The 16,539-nt window shown below is 75.1% G+C and carries 4 protein-coding genes (1 of these 4 cut by a window edge); all 4 read left to right on the plus strand.

What is annotated here, in order from left to right:
- Tightly spaced (at most 47 nt apart), the 4 genes in view from SCA03_RS03250 to SCA03_RS03265 form a layout consistent with a single transcriptional unit that may run on beyond the window.
- Window positions 1–9,099, plus strand: the 3' portion of a protein-coding gene (locus SCA03_RS03250; RefSeq protein ID WP_230988462.1) for an SDR family NAD(P)-dependent oxidoreductase. Its footprint begins 6,192 nt before the window's first position; 9,099 of the gene's 15,291 nt are visible here — the last part of the coding sequence; its start codon lies off the left edge, out of view; the stop codon is at window positions 9,097–9,099.
- A complete protein-coding gene (locus tag SCA03_RS03255) occupies window positions 9,096–12,662 on the plus strand; it encodes an amino acid adenylation domain-containing protein (RefSeq protein ID WP_086814603.1) in 3,567 nt (1,188 codons plus the stop codon). The genes SCA03_RS03250 and SCA03_RS03255 overlap by 4 nt, the downstream gene beginning before the upstream one ends.
- Before the next feature lie 47 nt (window positions 12,663–12,709).
- Window positions 12,710–13,840: an adenine nucleotide alpha hydrolase family protein gene (locus SCA03_RS03260; protein ID WP_030884594.1), complete on the plus strand. Its 1,131-nt coding sequence runs from the start codon at window positions 12,710–12,712 to the stop codon at window positions 13,838–13,840.
- 30 nt (window positions 13,841–13,870) lie between these two features.
- On the plus strand, window positions 13,871–16,537 hold the full coding sequence (locus tag SCA03_RS03265; RefSeq protein WP_141275185.1) for a type I polyketide synthase: 2,667 nt from the start codon (window positions 13,871–13,873) through the stop codon (window positions 16,535–16,537).
- Window positions 16,538–16,539: the final 2 nt, after the last annotated feature.

A 16,539-nucleotide genomic window follows, 5' to 3' on the forward strand; every position in this document is an offset into this window, starting at 1 on the left:
TTCGGCGCCGGCGGCGCCAACGCCCACCTGGTGCTGGAGGAATCGCCCCGCCCCGACCCGGCCGCCGGGGCGCCCGCCGCCGAGCAGTCCGCGGCCGAACCCGTGGCCTTCCTGCTGTCCGCACGCGACGAGGAGCGGCTGCGCGGCTACGCCGAACGGGCCGCCCGCTTCCTGGAGAGCGAGCACGTGCCGCTGACCGACCTCTGCTACACCACCCAGGTCGGCCGCGAGACCCTCGACGTCCGGCTGGCCGTGCTGGACACCGACGGCGCCGGGATCGCCGCCGCGCTGCGCCGCTTCGCCGAGGGCGGCCCGCTGCCCGAGGTCTCCGGCGACGGCGCGCTCGCCGAGCGGGCCCGCGCCTGGCTGGCGGGCGACCCGGTGGACTGGGCCGCCTGGCACGCCTCCCGCCCGGGCCCCGCGCCCCGCCGGGTACGCGCCCCGCACTACCCGTTCGCACCCGAACGCCACTGGGTCCCGCTGGACCCCGGCCCCCTCGCCGAGCCGGGCGGCGCGCCGCTGCACCCGCTGGTGGACGCCAACGAGTCCACCGTGGCGGAGGTGCGGTTCCGCAAGACGCTGCGCGCGGCCGACCCGCTGCTGCGCGACCACGTCATCGAGGAGCGCGGCATCCTCGCCGGCGCGGCGACGCTGGCGTTCGTCGCCGCCGCGGCCCGCCTGGCCGAGCCCGGCACCCGGCACGCACTCCGGGACGTGCTGTGGGGACGGCCGGTCGAACCGGCGGCCGGCGGCACGGCGCTGTACGTGTCCTTCCGCCGCGAGCCCGGCGGCCCGGACGCCCTGGCCTTCGAGGTCTACAGCGAGACCGGCGCCGGCCGGGTCACCCACGCCCGCGGCAGCGCGGCCCCCGACCCCGGCCCGCGGACCGGCACCGCCGTCAGCGACGACGCCGTCGACATCGGAGCGCTGCGTTCCCGGCTGCCGGTGCTCGCCGACAAGGACACCGCGTACGCCGACTACCACGCCGCCGGCTTCGCCTACGGCCCGTCGTTCCAGGTCATCGAGGAGGTCAGGGGCGGCCCCGAGGAGGCGCTGCTGCGCCTTCGCGGGGAAGGCGCCGGCCCCGACGACACGGTGCCGCCCCCGGCGCTGCTCGACGGCGCCCTGCGCGCCTGCCACTGGGTGGGCCGCACCGAGCCGTTCCGGGCGGGGGAGCTGGCGGTGCCGTTCAGCCTGGACGAACTGGTGATGTCCGCGCCCCTGCCCGCGGTCTGCTACGCCCACGCCCGGCTCGTCGGCGAGGCGCGTGGCGTCCGCCGCTTCGACCTCACCGTCCTGGACGAGCAGGGCCGGGCGCTGGCCGCCCTGCGCGACTTCGCGGGCCGACCTCCCGCCGGAACCGCCACGGCCGGAACGGCCGGGGAAGCCGGGGGAGTCGAGGAGGTGGAAACGGCCGAGGAGAACGCCGGGGAGAACGCCGAGGAGAACAAGGCCCGCTTCCACGAGCCGTACTGGCGTACCGACCCCGCCCCCGAGCCCGGCCCGGCCGCACCCACCCTCGCCCTGCTGGGTGAACTGCCCGGCCTGGAGGAGGAGTTGACGCGCACCGGGACGTGGAGCCGCGTGGTCCACCTGCCGGACGCCGTCGCGGATGCCGACAGCGCCGACAGCGCCGACGGGCTCGCTGAGCGGCTCGCCGAACTGGCCGGGCCCGAGGGGCTCGACCTCGTCCTCGCGCCCGCTGCCGCGCCGTCCCCGGCCACCGGGCCGGACGCGGAGACGGACGCGGAGACGGACGCCTCGGCCGTGGACACCCTGGAGCGGACCTGCTCCGCGCTGCTCGACGTGCTCACCGCCACCGCGTCCGGCGCGCTGCCCGGCCGCGTCCGCTGCGCCCTCGTCCACCCGCAGGACGACGGCGCGGACCGGCCCGAGCACGCCGCGGTGGCCGGCTTCGCCCGTTCGACCGCCGCGACGGCGCCCCGGCTCGAACTGCTCACCCTCGGCGTGCCCGCCGGGACGTCCGCCGCCGAACTCGCCTCCGCGGTGGCCGTGGAACTGCGGGCCGCGCCCCGCGCGGGCGGTCTGGAGGTGCGCAGGACGGCGGACGGCGACCGCCAGGTGCGGGCCCTCCGCCCGTTCGAGGAGCCCGCGGCCGGACCGGCGGAACCCGCGCTGCGCGAGCGCGGCGTCTATGTGATCACCGGTGGCCGCGGCGCCATCGGCGGGGTGCTGGCCGGACATCTGGCCCGCGCCCACCGGGCCCGGCTGGTCCTCATCGGCCGCACCGCACCGGACGCCGGGACGCTGCGGAGCCTGACCGACCAGGGCGCCGAGGTACTGGCGCTCCGCGCCGACGTGGCGCGGAGCGACGAACTCGCCACGGCCCTGGACGCCGCACGCGAACGCTTCGGCACGCTGCACGGCGTTTTCCACCTGGCCGGGGTCGGCGACGACGGCCGCGCGAGCGACGGCGACCGGCAGCGCTTCGCACGGGTGCTGGCCCCCAAGACCCGCGGCCTGGTCCAGCTGGACCGGCTGACGAGGGACGACGCACTCGACCTCTTCGTGGTGTTCTCCTCGGTGTCGTCGCTGCTCGGCGACTTCGGCGCCGCCAGCTACGCCACGGCCAACCGCTTCGCCGACCTGTTCACCGCCCGCCGCGACTCCCTGGTGCGCGCCGGCTCCCGGCACGGCCGCAGCCTGTCGCTGGCCTGGCCGCTGTGGTCCGTCGGCGGCGTCGACGCGCTGGTGAGCGAGGACGAACTGGCCGCCTACACCCGGCGCAGCGGCATGCGGGCGCTCACCGCCGAGCAGGGCCTCGACGCCTTCGAGCGCGCCTTGTCCACCACGGCGCCCTGGCTGCTGCCCGTCTTCGGCGACGCCACCACCGTCGACGCCGCACCGGCCGGGCCGGGAGCGCAGCCCGCACCGGCCACCCCGCGGGCCGGATCCCCGGCAGCTTCGGGCGACGGGCTGCGCAGCCGGCTGGTCGAGCACCTGCGCGGCGTGCTCGCCGGAGTGCTGAAGCTCGCACCGGAACGGCTCGATCCCCGGACCCCGCTGGACGCCTACGGCCTCGACTCGGTGCTGATCATGGAGTCCAACGCGGTGCTGGGGAAGGACTTCCCCGGGCTGCGCGGCACGGTCTTCTTCGAGTACCGCACGGTCGACGACCTCGCCGACCACCTCCTGGCAGAGCACCGCGACGCCGTCACCGCGCTGCTCCCCGAACCGGCCGCACCCCGGACACCGGCCGGGGAGCCGTCCACCGGCCGCGAACCGTCCGCACCCACCGGGCAGTCCGCCGCGGCCGGCACCGTGCCGCGCGACACACGCCGGAACAGCGACACACCCCGGAACGGCGAGGCACACGAGGACCGCGCAGCGCGCGAGGACGACGAGCCCATCGCCGTCGTCGGCGTCAGCGGCCGCTATCCCGGCGCCCGCGACCTCGACGAGTTCTGGGACAACCTCGTCGCGGGCCGCGACTGCGTGACCGGGATCCCCGCCGAACGCTGGGACGCCGACGCGCTGTTCGACCCCGACCCGTCCACCCCGGGCCGCAGCTACAGCCGCTGGGGCGGCTTCCTGTCCGACGTGGACGCCTTCGACTCGCTGTTCTTCCAGATCTCGCCCAAGCAGGCCCGCTCCATGGACCCGCAGGAGCGGCTGTTCCTGGAGACCGCCTGGTCGGCGCTGGAGAACGCCGGCTACCCGCCGTCACGCATCCCCGCGCCCAAGTTCGGCGGGCAGGGGCACGACGCCGGCGTCTTCGTCGGCGTCATGTGGGACGACTACGCGGTGCTGGCCGCCACCGAGTCCGCGCGCGGCAACCACCAGTCGGTGCTGGCCAACCGCTCCTCGATCGCCAACCAGGTCTCCTACGCGGGCGACTTCCGCGGCCCGAGCGTCGTCGTGGACACCGCCTGCTCGGCCTCCCTCGTGGCCGTGCACCAGGCGTGCGAGAGCATCCGCCGCGGCGAGTGCTCCTACGCCGTCGCCGGCGGCGTCAACGTCTCCGTGCACCCGGACAAGTACGTCCACCTCAGCCGCCGGAACATGCTCTCCACCGACGGCCGTTGCCGCGCCTTCGGCGCCGACGGCAGCGGCTACGTGCCCGGCGAGGGCGTCGGCGCCGTCGTGCTCAAGCGGCTCTCCGAGGCCGTCCGGGACGGCGACACCGTGCACGCCGTCATCCGGGCCACCGCCGTCAACCACGGCGGACGCACCAGCGGCTTCACCGTGCCCAACCCGCACGCCCAGCAGGCCCTGGTCGAGCAGGCGCTCGCCTCCGCGGGCATCGACGCCCGGACGATCGGCTACGTCGAGGCACACGGCACCGGCACGGCACTCGGCGACCCCATCGAACACACCGGGCTGGCCCAGGCGTTCGCCGGGCACACCGCCGACACCGGGTTCTGCGCGCTGGGTTCCGTGAAGTCCTCCGTGGGACACCTGGAGGGCGCCGCCGGGATCGCCGGACTCACCAAGGCCGTGCTCCAGTTGCGGCACGGCACACTCGTGCCCACCCTGCACGCCGAAGAGCTCAACCCCGTCATCGACTTCAGCCGTTCACCGTTCACCGTGCAGCGCGAGACCGCGCCCTGGCCGCGCGAACGGGCAGCGGACGGAGCCGAGTTGCCGCGCCGCGCCGCCGTCAGCTCCTTCGGCGCCGGCGGGACCAACGCCCACGTCATCCTGGAGGAGTACGTACCGCCCCGGCCCCCGGCCGACACGCCCGGGGAGCCCGAGCTGATCGTGCTCTCCGCCCGGGACGCCGACCGCCTGCGGGAGTACGCCGCGGAGCTGGGCCGCACCCTGGCCGAGCCCGCCGGGCCCCAGCCGCTGCGGCTCGCCGATGTCGCCTACACGCTGCGCGTGGGCCGGGAACCGCTCGCGGAGCGGCTGGCGTTCGTCGCCCACGACCTCACCGAGGCGGCCGAGCTGTTCACGGCCGCCGGCCGGGGCGAGAGCGGCCCGAGGCTGCACCGCGGCACCGTCGGCCAACACCCGCCGCTGGGCGGCCTGTTCACCGACGGCGTCGGCGGACAGGACTTCCTGACCGCGCAGATCACCGCCGGCGGCGACGATCTGCTCGCCCGGCTGTGGGCGTCCGGCGTCACCGTCGACTGGGAGCTGCTGCACCGGCTGCGGCCCGCGACCCGGCTCCGCGTGCCGCTGCCGACCTACCCGTTCGAGCGGGCACGCCACTGGCTCGACATCCCCGACAGGCCCGCGGACGCACTCCCCGGCACCGCTCCCGCCCTCGCCGCCGCCCCGCCCGGGGACGTGGCGCTGACCCTCGCCGCCGACGCGCCCGCCCTGCGGGACCACATCGTCGAGGGACGCCCCCTGCTGCCGGGGGTCGGCCACCTCGACCTGGTCGCCGGTGCCCGGGACCACCGGGACACCGCGGCCTTCACCGACGTGCGCTGGATCGCGCCGCTGACCGCCGACGGCGAACGGACACCCGTGCGCATCCGCCTCACCACCGAGGCCGGCCAGGAGCACTACCAGGTGCTGGGCGCCGACGGCACCGTCCGCTCCCGGGGCCGCCTCGCCGAGGCCGCCGGGCCGCCCGCGCCCGTCGACGTCGCACAGCTCACCACCCGCCTGGACAGCGGCCCCGAACACGACGCCTTCTACCGGCAGCTCGACGAACAGGGCCTGCCCTACGGGCCGTTCTACCGCCGGGTCCGCCAGGTGTGGACCGGCGAGAACGAGGTGCTCGGCCGGATCGGCACCGGCACCGGCACCGAGGACGCGGCACACCACCACCTGCACCCCGGCGTCCTGGACGCCGCGCTGCACACCGTGGCGGCGCTGCTGTTCCGCAGCAGGGGGACACAGGCCCCGCCGATGCTGCCCTTCGCCGCCGACCGCGTCGACGTGTTCGGCCCCGTACCGGACAGCGGCTGGTCCCACATCACCGGGACCGGCCAGGACCGCTGGGACGTCGTGCTCACCGACGAACACGGCACCGTCCGGGTCCGGTTCACCGGGCTGGTGTACCGCGAGGCCAAGCCCGCCGCCGTCGCCGGCTACCGGCCCGCGTGGACGGACCGGCCGGCCGAGGACACCGCACCGGCCGCGCACAGCGTGCTGCTCGTCGCCGAACAGCCCGGCAGCGGGCCGGCCTCCGCCCTCGCCCGGCAGCACCCGCAGGCCCGGATACGGCGCCTGACCGTCGGCCCCGACGGCCTGGCCGAGGCCGCGCTCGACGCGGCACTGGCCGAACCCGGCGGATACGACCTGGTCTACTTCGTCGCCACCGCGCCCGAACAGGAGCCCGACGGCCCGGCCGCGCTGCGCACCGCGGCGGACCGCGGCGTGATCGCGCTGTACCGCCTCGTGCGCGCCCTGGACCGGCACGGCCTGCTCGCCGCCGGCCTGCGGCTGAAGGTCGTCACCACCGGCGTCCACCCGCTGGAGCACGGCGAGGACGCCACCCCCTGGCCCGCCGGGCCGGGCGGCGTCGCGATGGTCCTCGCCAAGGAGTACCCGCAGCTGAAGGTCGCCCTCGTCGACGTCCGCGCCGCCGAAGCCGACGCGTCGGCACCGCTGGTCGCGGCCGAACCGTTCCCCGCCCGCACCGCACCGGTCTCCCTGCGCGGCGGCGTCCGGCGGGTGCGCACACTGGAGCGGGTGACGCTGCCGCAGAACGGCTCCCGGTTCCGGCAGGGCGGCGTCTACCTCGTCGTCGGCGGCCTCGGCGCCGTCGGCCGGGACACCTGCCGCCACCTCGCACGGACCTACGGCGCCGCGCTCGTCGTCGTCGGCCGGTCACCGCTGGACGACGAACGGCGCGCCGCCGTCGCCGAGTTCGAGGCGGCGGGCGCCCGGGTGCGCTACCTCGCCCTGGACGCCACGGACCCCGCCGCACTGGCCGAGGCCGTCCGCGTCGCCAAGCGCGAGTTCGGCGCCCTGCACGGCGTCATCAACGCCGCGATGGTGCTCGTCAACCAGGTGCTGCGGGAACTGCCCGAGGCGCAGCTGCGGGCCGCCCTCGACGCCAAGACCCACACCACCTGGGGCCTGCTGCACGCCGTCCGCGACGAGCCGCTGGACTTCGCGCTGATGTACTCCTCCGCCGTCGTCTTCGAAGGCAACCACGGCCAGGCCGGCTACGCCGCCGGCTGCTCCTTCGCCGACGCCTACGCGCTGCACGCCGCGCGCACCCTGCCCTTCCCGGTGCGGGTGCTCAACCTCGGCTACTGGCACGCCGGAGGCGACGAGGACAGGGAACGGGTGCTGCACCGGGTGCGGGCCGCGGGCATCAGGCCGCTCACCGCACGCGCCGGCATGGCAGCCGTCGAGCAGGTGCTCGCCGCGGACCTGCCCCAACTGCTCGCTCTCGACGCCGAGCCGCGCATCCTGGACAACCTCGGCGTGACCCAGGGGCAGGCGCTGACCGTGCTGCCCGGCAGCGCGCCGGACACCCCGCCCCGCGTCGGCTTCGCCGCGGAGACCGACCGCGCACTGGCCGGGCACCAGGCGGCCGTCGCCGAGGCGGAGGAGCTGGCACCCCGGCTCCTCGCGGCAGCCCTGCGCCCGACGGGGCTCTTCGAACAGGTGGCACGCGGGCAGGGCCCACGGGACGCACAGGACCTGGCGGCCGCCGTCGGCGTCGTCCCCGAGCACACCGCGCTGTTCGCCGCGCAGCTCGCCCTCCTGGCGGACTCGGGTCATCTGCACGCGGCGGGGGAGCGGTACGGGTCCGCCGGCCGCCCGGCCGGCACCTGGGCCGAGGAGGCACGCGCCGCCGACGAACTGATCGCCCGGCACCCGGGCATCGAGCCCGTCGTCGCGCTGCTGCGCGACTGCCTGGCCGCGCTGCCCGACGTGCTGACCGGGCGGCGCGAGGCCACGGACGTGCTCTTCCCCGAGGGCTCGCAGGAGCGGGTGGCCGCCGTCTACCGCGGCGACCCCGTCACCGACCGGTGCAACGCGGAGACCGCGCGGCTCGTCGTCGCCCAGGTGCGGGCCCGGCTGGCCGCCGAACCCGGAGCGCGGGTGCGGGTGCTGGAGGTCGGCGCCGGCACGGGCGGCACCAGCGCGGCCGTGCTCGCGGCCCTGGCCCCCTACGGCGCGTCCGTCGACTACGTGTTCACCGACGTCTCCCCGGCGTTCGTCCGCAAGGGGCGGGCCCGGTTCGGCGCCGACCACCCCTTCGCACGGTTCGAGACCCTCGACATCGAGTCGGACCCGGCGGCGGGCGACATGCCGGTCGGCAGCTGCGACGTGGTGTTCGGCACCAACGTCTTCCACGCCACGCGCCGGCTGACGCAGACCCTCACGCACGCCAAACGCCTGCTGCGCCGCGGCGGGGTGCTGCTGCTCACCGAGGGCACCCGCCCGCTGAGCCAGCTCGCGCTCGTCTTCGGCCTGACATCCGGCTGGTGGCGGTTCGCCGACCCGGGGCTGCGGATGCCGCACTCGCCGCTGGCCACCGAGCGCCAGTGGCGGGACGCGCTGGCCACCTGCGGCTTCACGGACATCGACGCCGGGGCGCCGACGAGCCAGGAGGGGCCCGCGTTCCAGAGCGTGATCGCCGCCGTCAGCGACGGCGTGGTGGCGGCGGGGACGAACGCGAACCCGCCTGCCGCCCCGGCACCCGGGCCCGCCCCGGGCACCGCGCGCAGCACGGCCGGCGCACCGGCGCCCGTACCGGCCGGTCCCGCGCCGGCCACCGCGGGCGAGGACGACGCGCTGGAGCAGGTGACCGCGGTCTTCGCCCGGGTGCTGGAGATGCCACCCGAGCGGCTCGACCCCGACCTCACCTTCGAGAACTACGGGGTCGACTCGCTGGTCGTGCTCGACCTGACCAAGCGTCTGGAAGAGGTGTACGGGCCGCTGCCGACGACGCTGCTGTTCGAGCGGATCACCATCGGGCAGCTCGCCGAGTTCTTCCGCACCCGCACCGCACCTCACGCCGCGGCCCCCGCACACGACCGGCCCCGGCCCCAGGCGTCCGCCCCGGCCCGGGAGCCGCAGCAGGAGCCGGAGCCACCCGCCGGTCCCGCGGGGTCCGGCGGTGTGGAGGGCCTCGTCTCGGGACTGTCCGACGAGGAGGTCGCGGGACTGCTGGCCGAACTGCTCCCCGACGACCGGGAGTCCGAAGGAGGAGACCGATGACCGCCGAGCCGTTCAGCTGCGTCGTGGTGGGAGAGGAGACGCTGCTGGTCGAGTGCACCAGGCTGCTGCGGCAGCGCGGGCACACGGTCGCCGCCGTGGTGTCACCGTCGGCGGAGCTGCTCGCCTGGGCCGAGGACGAGGGGCTGCCGGCCCTGCCGTTCGGCCGCGACCTCGCCGAACGCCTGGCACCCCTGCGCTTCGACTACCTCTTCAGCATCGCCAACCTGCGGATGCTGCCCGAGGAGGTGCTGGCCCTGCCGGCGCGGATGCCGGTCAACTTCCACGACGGGCCGCTGCCCCGGCACGCGGGCCTGTTCGCCACCAGCTGGGCCATCCTGGAGGGCGCCGAGCAGCACGGCGTCACCTGGCACGTGATGACCCGCGAGGCCGACAGCGGCGACGTGCTCAAGCAGCGCGAGGTGCCCGTCGACCCGGCGGCGACGGTGCGCGACCTCGACGTCGCCTGCTTCGACGCCGGTGTCGAATCCTTCGCCGAGCTGGTGGACGAGCTGGCCGCCGGCACCGCCACCCGGCAGCCCCAGGACCTCGGGCAGCGCACCTACCACGGCGCGTACGACGGTCCTCCCCGCGGCGGCCTCGTCGACTGGCGGCGCCCCGCCGCCGAGTTGGACGCGCTGGTGCGGGCCACCTCCTTCGGGCGCCGCCGCAACGACTTCGGCCTCGCGCTGCTGCCCCTCCCGGACGGGTTCGCCGCCGTGCGGGGCGTCGAGATCACCGACCGGCTCTCGACCGGCGAGCCCGGCACGGTGACCGGCTCGGACCCGGACGCGCTCACCGTCGCCACCGCCGACCGCGACGTCCGGCTCACCGCGCTGGCGGACCTGACCGGTGAACCGCTCGACCTCGTGGCGACGGCACAGGCCCTCGAACGGGACAACGGCGGCCGCTTCCCCGAGCTGTCCGGCACGGAAGCCGACCGGCTGGCGGAGGCCGTCCGCGCGGCCCACCGGCAGGAGCGCCGCTGGCTGCGCACCCTGCGCACCCTGGAACCCGCCCTCCCGCCCCGCTTCGGCGAGTTGGGCCCCGTCCCGGAGCCGGCCGGTCCGGTCCCGCTGCCCGAGGCCCTGCTCGGCGGAAACACCGGGATCGCCGGAAACGCAGGAGACACCGCGAACGCCGGGGGCGCCGGAAGCGCCGGAGACACCGGGAACGGCGGCGCGCGGGCCGAGGCGGTGGCGCTCGCCGCCGTCCTGGCGCTGCTGGCCCGCCTCGGCCGCGACGGGGAACGCGATGTCGCCCTCGCGGCGCCGCCCGTCGCCGGAAGCGGCGGCCTGCTGGCCGACGAGATACCGCTGCGTCCTCCCCACGGACTGCTGGAGCGGACGCTCGGGCAGCTCGCCGAGGAGACCGGCGAGCGGGTCGCCGCCCTGCGCTCCCGCTCGCCGTACCGCCGCGACCTCCTGCTCCGCCACCCGGAGCTGCCCGGCACCGCCCGGCACCGGCTCCCGGTCGCCGTCGTACTGCCCGCCACCGGGGCCGGGACCGCCACCGGAACCGGCGGCACCGGCGGCGCGGACCGCCCGCTCACCGTGCGGATCGACTCCGACGGCACCGTCACCTTCGACAACGGCCCCGGCCTGTCCGCGCCGCAGACCCGCTGGCTCGCCCACCGCCTGGCGCTGTTCCTCGACGCGGCGGCGGCCGAGCCCGGCAGCACGCTGGCCGCCCTCCCGCTCCTCACAGCCGACGAACAGGAACAGCTCACCGGCGCGTGGAACGACACCGCCGAGGAGTATCCACGCGAGCGGACCGTCACCGGGCTGATCTCCGACCTCGCGTGCGCGGCACCCACCGCGCCCGCCGTCCGGTTCGAGGACCGGGAACTCGGCTACGCCGCACTCGACCAGGCGGCCGACCGGCTGGCCTGGCGGCTCATCGAACTGGGCGCGGGCCCCGGCACCCTGGTCGGCGTCCATCTGCACCGCTCGGCGGAACTGGTCACCAGCCTCCTCGCCGTGCTCAAGACCGGCGCCGCCTACGTGCCGATCGACCCCGTCTACCCGCAGGCACGCATCGCCCACATGCTCCAGGACTCGGGCGCCCGGCTGGTGGTGACCGACGACGCGCTGCGCCCCACCCTCGCGGACCTCCCCGTCACACCCGTGCCCGCCGTGGACCCGGACGAGCGGACGCAGCCGGCCGCGCCCGTGGACCGCTCCCGGCCCGCGGCCCCGGCGTACGTCATCTACACCTCCGGCTCCACGGGGCGGCCCAAGGGCGTCCAGGTGCCGCACCGGGCGCTGGTCAACTTCCTGTGGACGATGGCCCGTCGGCCCGGCTTCGGCTCCCGTGACGCGCTGCTCGCGCTCACCACCGTGTGCTTCGACATCGCGGGCCTGGAGCTGTACCTGCCGCTGGTGCGCGGCGGCACCGTCGAGGTGCTGCCCGCCGAGGTGGCCGCCGACGGCTTCGCGCTGCGCGAGCGGATCGAGCGGTCGCGGCCCACCGTCGTGCAGGCCACGCCCACCACCTGGCAGATGCTCCTCACCGCCGGCTGGCCCGGCGACCCCGGGCTGCGGGTGCTGTGCGGCGGCGAGCCCCTGCCGCAGGAGCTGGCGGACCGGCTGGCGGACCGCGTCGGCGAACTGCACAACATGTACGGGCCCACCGAGACCACGATCTGGTCCACCTCCGACCGGGTGCGGCCCGGCCGGCCGGTCACCATCGGGCGGCCCATCGGCAACACCCGCTGCGACGTCCTCGACGAGCGCGGCGTCCCCGTGCCGCCCGGTATCCCCGGCGAGCTGTACCTGTCCGGGGACGGCGTCGCCGACGGCTACCTGGGCCGCCCCGAGCTGACCGGCGAGCGCTTCGGGCCCGCCGCCCGCGGCTCCGGCCGGGCCTACCGCACCGGGGACGTGGTGCGCCGGCTGCCCGACGGCCGGCTGGAACACCTGGAGCGCACCGACGGCCAGATCAAACTGAACGGCTACCGCATCGAACTCGGCGAGGTGGAGTCCGCACTCCGGCGGGCCCCGGGCGTCACCGCCGCCGTCGCGCTGGTGCGCGAGGACCGGCCCGGCGAGCGCCGGCTGGTCGCCTACGCGGCAGGCCGGGACGGCAAGCTGGACTCCGCTGCCCTCCGCGACGGGCTGCGCGACGTCCTGCCCGGCTACATGGTCCCCTCGGCCGTCGTGGTGCTGCCGAAGCTCCCGCTCACTGCGAACGGCAAGATCGACCGGGCGTCGCTGCCACGGCCCGGCACGGCCCCCGTCGCGGGCGCGGCGGCAGCGCTCCGCGGCGACCTGGAGCGCGGTATCGCCGACGTCTGGTGCGAGGTGCTCGGCCTCGAACGCGTCGGCGCCGAGGACAACTTCTTCGACCTGGGCGGCGACTCGCTCCGGCTCACCTCCGTGGTGGCCGCGTTGCGCGAGCGCCTGGGCAGGCCCGTCGGCCGCCTGGACATGTTCGCCCGGCCCACGGTCCGGGCCATGGCGGCCCATCTGTCCGGCGACGCGGAACCCGCGGCGCCGGCCAGGCGGCGCGGCCGGAACAACGCGGCGCTGGCACAGCGGCGCGGCCGCCGGAAGGGGCGCACATGACGGACGTCCCCCGCACAAGAAACCGAACACACACAACAGGGGGTTCCATGTCCCGCTGCACCGTTTGCTCGCTCAAGGACGATCACCCCGGCGTGGTGCTGGACGACCAGCAGGTGTGCAATCTCTGCAACTTCGACTTCGCCGAGGACCTGCTCGTCAACTACCGCTACACCAGCGAGGTGTTCGCCGAGTTCCAGCAGGCCCCGCCGGCCGACGGCGAGTTCGACTGCCTCTTCATGTACAGCGGCGGCAAGGACAGCACCTACATGCTGGACAAGTTCGTCAACGAGTACGGCAAGCGGGTCCTCGCCTACACCTTCGACGTGCCGTTCGAGAGCGTGCACGCCGCGCAGAACATCTCCCTCGCCCAGGAGAAGATCCCGGCGACGTTCCTGCTGGACGCCGACGACGACAACATCAAGCTGATGATGCGCGAGGTCTTCAACCGGCCCGCGCCCAAGCCGGGCCGCTACCTCGACGAGAAACTGCCCTGCGTCTCCTGCCGCACCTTCTTCGTGCTGCGGGCCATCCTCAACGCCTACGAGCGGAAGATCCCCTACATCGCGCTGTGCGCCGACCCGCAGCAGATCCTCACCATGGAGTCCAACGTCCGCGAGATCGTCCGCGGCTTCTACGAGACCTTCGGCGAGCGGCTGACCGGCACCCTCTTCGGCGAACGCCTGGAGGACCTGCTCTTCGAGGACGACGAGGACCTCCCGAAGATCGTGTTCCCGTTCATCGCGATGCGGCACGACTACGACCCCGACCACATCGTCGCCGAACTCCAGGCCAAGGGGCTGTACGAGTCCTCGCCGCTGGAGACCCACTGCACGCTGTTCCCGCTGCTGAACTACTACTCGTTCAAGAACTGGGACTGCATGTTCTACAAGCTCAACGCGTCCAGCCATGTGCGCTCGGTGCGGCGCAACGGCGACCAGGCGAGGAACACCTTCAGCATCAAGTTCCCCCGCGCGCTGGACCTCGCGCCCGTCGAGGACCAGCTCGGCGAGGTCGTCATGGCCATCGCCGCCGGCGAGGGAAGCCGCGAGGAGCACGAGAAGACCCTGATCGACGTGTTCCAGCGCATGGACGCGACCGAGGACGCCGCCCGGTTCGTGGCGCAGAGCTTCCTCGACATGCGCTCGGTCGCCGACGACCTCGGCATCCGGCTGAGCTGACGGACGCGAACGGACGCTGAGGAGGAAACCATGACCTATTCCGACACCGACGTCGCCATCATCGGTATGGCCTGCCGCTTCCCGGGCGCCGACTCCGTCGAGCAGTTCTGGAACGTGCTGCACGAGGGCCGCGAGACCCTGACCCGCTACACCGACGAGGAACTCCTCGCCGCGGGCGTGCCCCCCGAACGCCTCGCCGACCCCGGCTATGTGAAGGCCGGCCAGGAGATACCCGACGTCGACCTGTTCGACGCCGACCTGTTCCAGATCACCCCGGACGAGGCCGAGATCCTCGACCCGCAGCACCGGATCTTCCTGGAGTGCGCCCTCACGGCACTGGAACGCTCCGGCTACGACCCGGACCGCACCGACGGCCACATCGGCGTCTACGCCGGCGCCGGCCTCAACACCTACATGCTCAGCAACCTCAGCGAGCGCTACCGGGCCGCGTCCTCCGTCGACCACTACCGGCTGATGCTCGCCAACGACAAGGACTTCCTGGCGACCCGCACCTCCTACAAGCTCAACCTGCGCGGCCCCAGCCTCAGCGTGAACACCGCGTGCTCCACCTCCCTCGTCGCCGTGCACACCGCATGCCTCGCACTGCTCGGCGGGGAGTGCGACATGGCCCTCGTCGGCGCCGTGCACCTCGCCCCGCGGGGGCAGGGCTACCAGTACCAGGAAGGCATGATCTTCTCCCCGGACGGCCACTGCCGGGCCTTCGACGCCCAGGCGCAGGGCACCGTCATCGGCAGCGGCGCCGGCGTCGTCGTCCTCAAGCGCCTCAAGGAAGCGCTGGCCGACGGCGACTGGATCCACGCCGTCGTCAAGGGATCGGCCGTCAACAACGACGGCGCCAACAAGACCGGCTACACCGCCCCCAGCATCGCCGGGCAGGCCGAAGTCATCGCCGACGCCCACGAGGTCGCCGATGTGACGCCCGACAGCATCGGTTACGTCGAGGCACACGGCACCGGCACCCCGCTCGGCGACCCCATCGAAGTCGCTGCGCTCACCCAGGCGTTCCGCCAGAGCACCGACGACACCGGCTTCTGCGGCCTCGGCTCGGTCAAGACCAACGTCGGCCACCTGGACACCGCCGCCGGCATGGCGGGACTCATCAAGACCGCGCTGATGCTGGAGAAGCGCAGCCTCGTGCCCAGCCTCCACTTCACCGAGCCCAACCCGGAGATCGACTTCGCGTCGAGCCCCTTCTACGTCAGCACCGGCACCGCCGACTGGCCCGCCACCGACGGACCCCGCCGGGCCGGCGTCAGCTCCTTCGGCATCGGCGGCACCAACGCGCACATCGTGCTCCAGGAACCCCCCGCCGCCCCCGAGCCCGCCCCGGCCGCCCGCACACACGAACTGCTCGTCCTGTCCGCCGGCACCGAGGCCGGGCTGCGCCGCGCCACCACAGCGCTCGCCCGCCATCTGCGGCAGCACAAGGACCTCGACCTCGGCGACGTCGCCGCGACCCTCGGCCTCGGCCGCCGCGGACACCGCCACCGGCTCGCCCTCGTCGCGGACGGCGCACGCGACGCCGCCATGGCGCTGGCCCTCGGCAAGGAGGAACGGCTGCTGCGCGGAACGGCCGGCACGGAGGAGACCGGCGACCCCGTGCTCGTCCTGACCGGCGCCGGCGCCGCCGCGGCCGACAGCGCGGAGCTGTACCGCGCCGTGCCCGCCTACCGGTCCGCCGTCGACGCCTGCGCCGCCGCGCTCCCCGGGGGAGTGGAACCGGAGGCCCTGCCGGCCGGTGGCGGGGTACGCGCCGCCTTCTGCCACGAGTACGCGGTCGCCACCGCACTCCTCGACTGGGGCGTCACCCCCGCCGGGCTGGCCGCCGCCGGCACCGGCCTCGCCGTCGCCGCCGCCCTGACCGGCGCCCTCGCGCTGCCGGACGCCCTCGCCCTCGCCGAGGGCGGCACACCCACCGCGGTGCAGCCGCCGCGGCTGCCCGTGCTCAGCGCCCGCACCGGTGGCTGGCTGACCGAGGACGAGAGCCGGCAGCCCGCCAACTGGGCGGCGGACACGGCCGGTTCGCCCTCGGCGGCAGCCGCGGACGCCCTGGAGGGGCTGCTCGCCGACGAGGAACGGCCGCTGCTGCGGCTCGCCCCCGACGAGGGCGCCCCGGCGGGAGCCGCCCACCTGCTCACGCTCGCCGGACAGCAGTGGGTGCGCGGCGCCGCCCTCGACTTCGCGGCCGTGCACGCCGGCCGGAACCTGAGGCGACTGCCGCTGCCCACCTACCCGTTCGAGCGCAGCAGGTACTGGGTCGAGCCCGGCCGCACCGGCGAGAGCACGGAGACGGACGACAGCGGCCGGCTGGTCGCACAGTTCGACCCGGCCGACCCCGCCCGCAGCGTGGAGCTGATCACCGACTGGCTCGTCGAGGAGGCCGGACGGCTGCTCGGCGGCCGCGACCGGGTCGGGCTCGACGCCAACCTCTTCGACATGGGCGTCGACTCGCTGGTGCTGATCGAGGTCGTCTCCAAGCTCAGCAAGGAGGTGGACTTCACCGTTCCGCCCACCTCCTTCATCGAATTCCCCACCGTCCGCGCCTTCGTGGACAACCTCGCCGAACTGATGGGCCTCACCACCGGGCCGCAGGCAGGCGCCGCCGCAGCCGCCGGCCGCGTCTCCCGGCGCGCACGCAGGGCCCAGGCCAGGCAGGCCGACAACCAGGATCTGTGAGA

The organism is Streptomyces cacaoi (genome assembly GCF_006539165.1).
In the GTDB taxonomy this organism is placed as follows: domain Bacteria; phylum Actinomycetota; class Actinomycetes; order Streptomycetales; family Streptomycetaceae; genus Streptomyces; species Streptomyces cacaoi.

What these genes read in the sequence shown, in the direction of transcription:
- SCA03_RS03260 (WP_030884594.1), top strand. Translation starts at nt 12,710, where the DNA reads ATGTCCCGCTGCACCGTTTGCTCGCTCAAGGACGATCACCCCGGCGTG.
- SCA03_RS03255 (WP_086814603.1), top strand. Translation starts at nt 9,096, where the DNA reads ATGACCGCCGAGCCGTTCAGCTGCGTCGTGGTGGGAGAGGAGACGCTG.
- SCA03_RS03265 (WP_141275185.1), top strand. Translation starts at nt 13,871, where the DNA reads ATGACCTATTCCGACACCGACGTCGCCATCATCGGTATGGCCTGCCGC.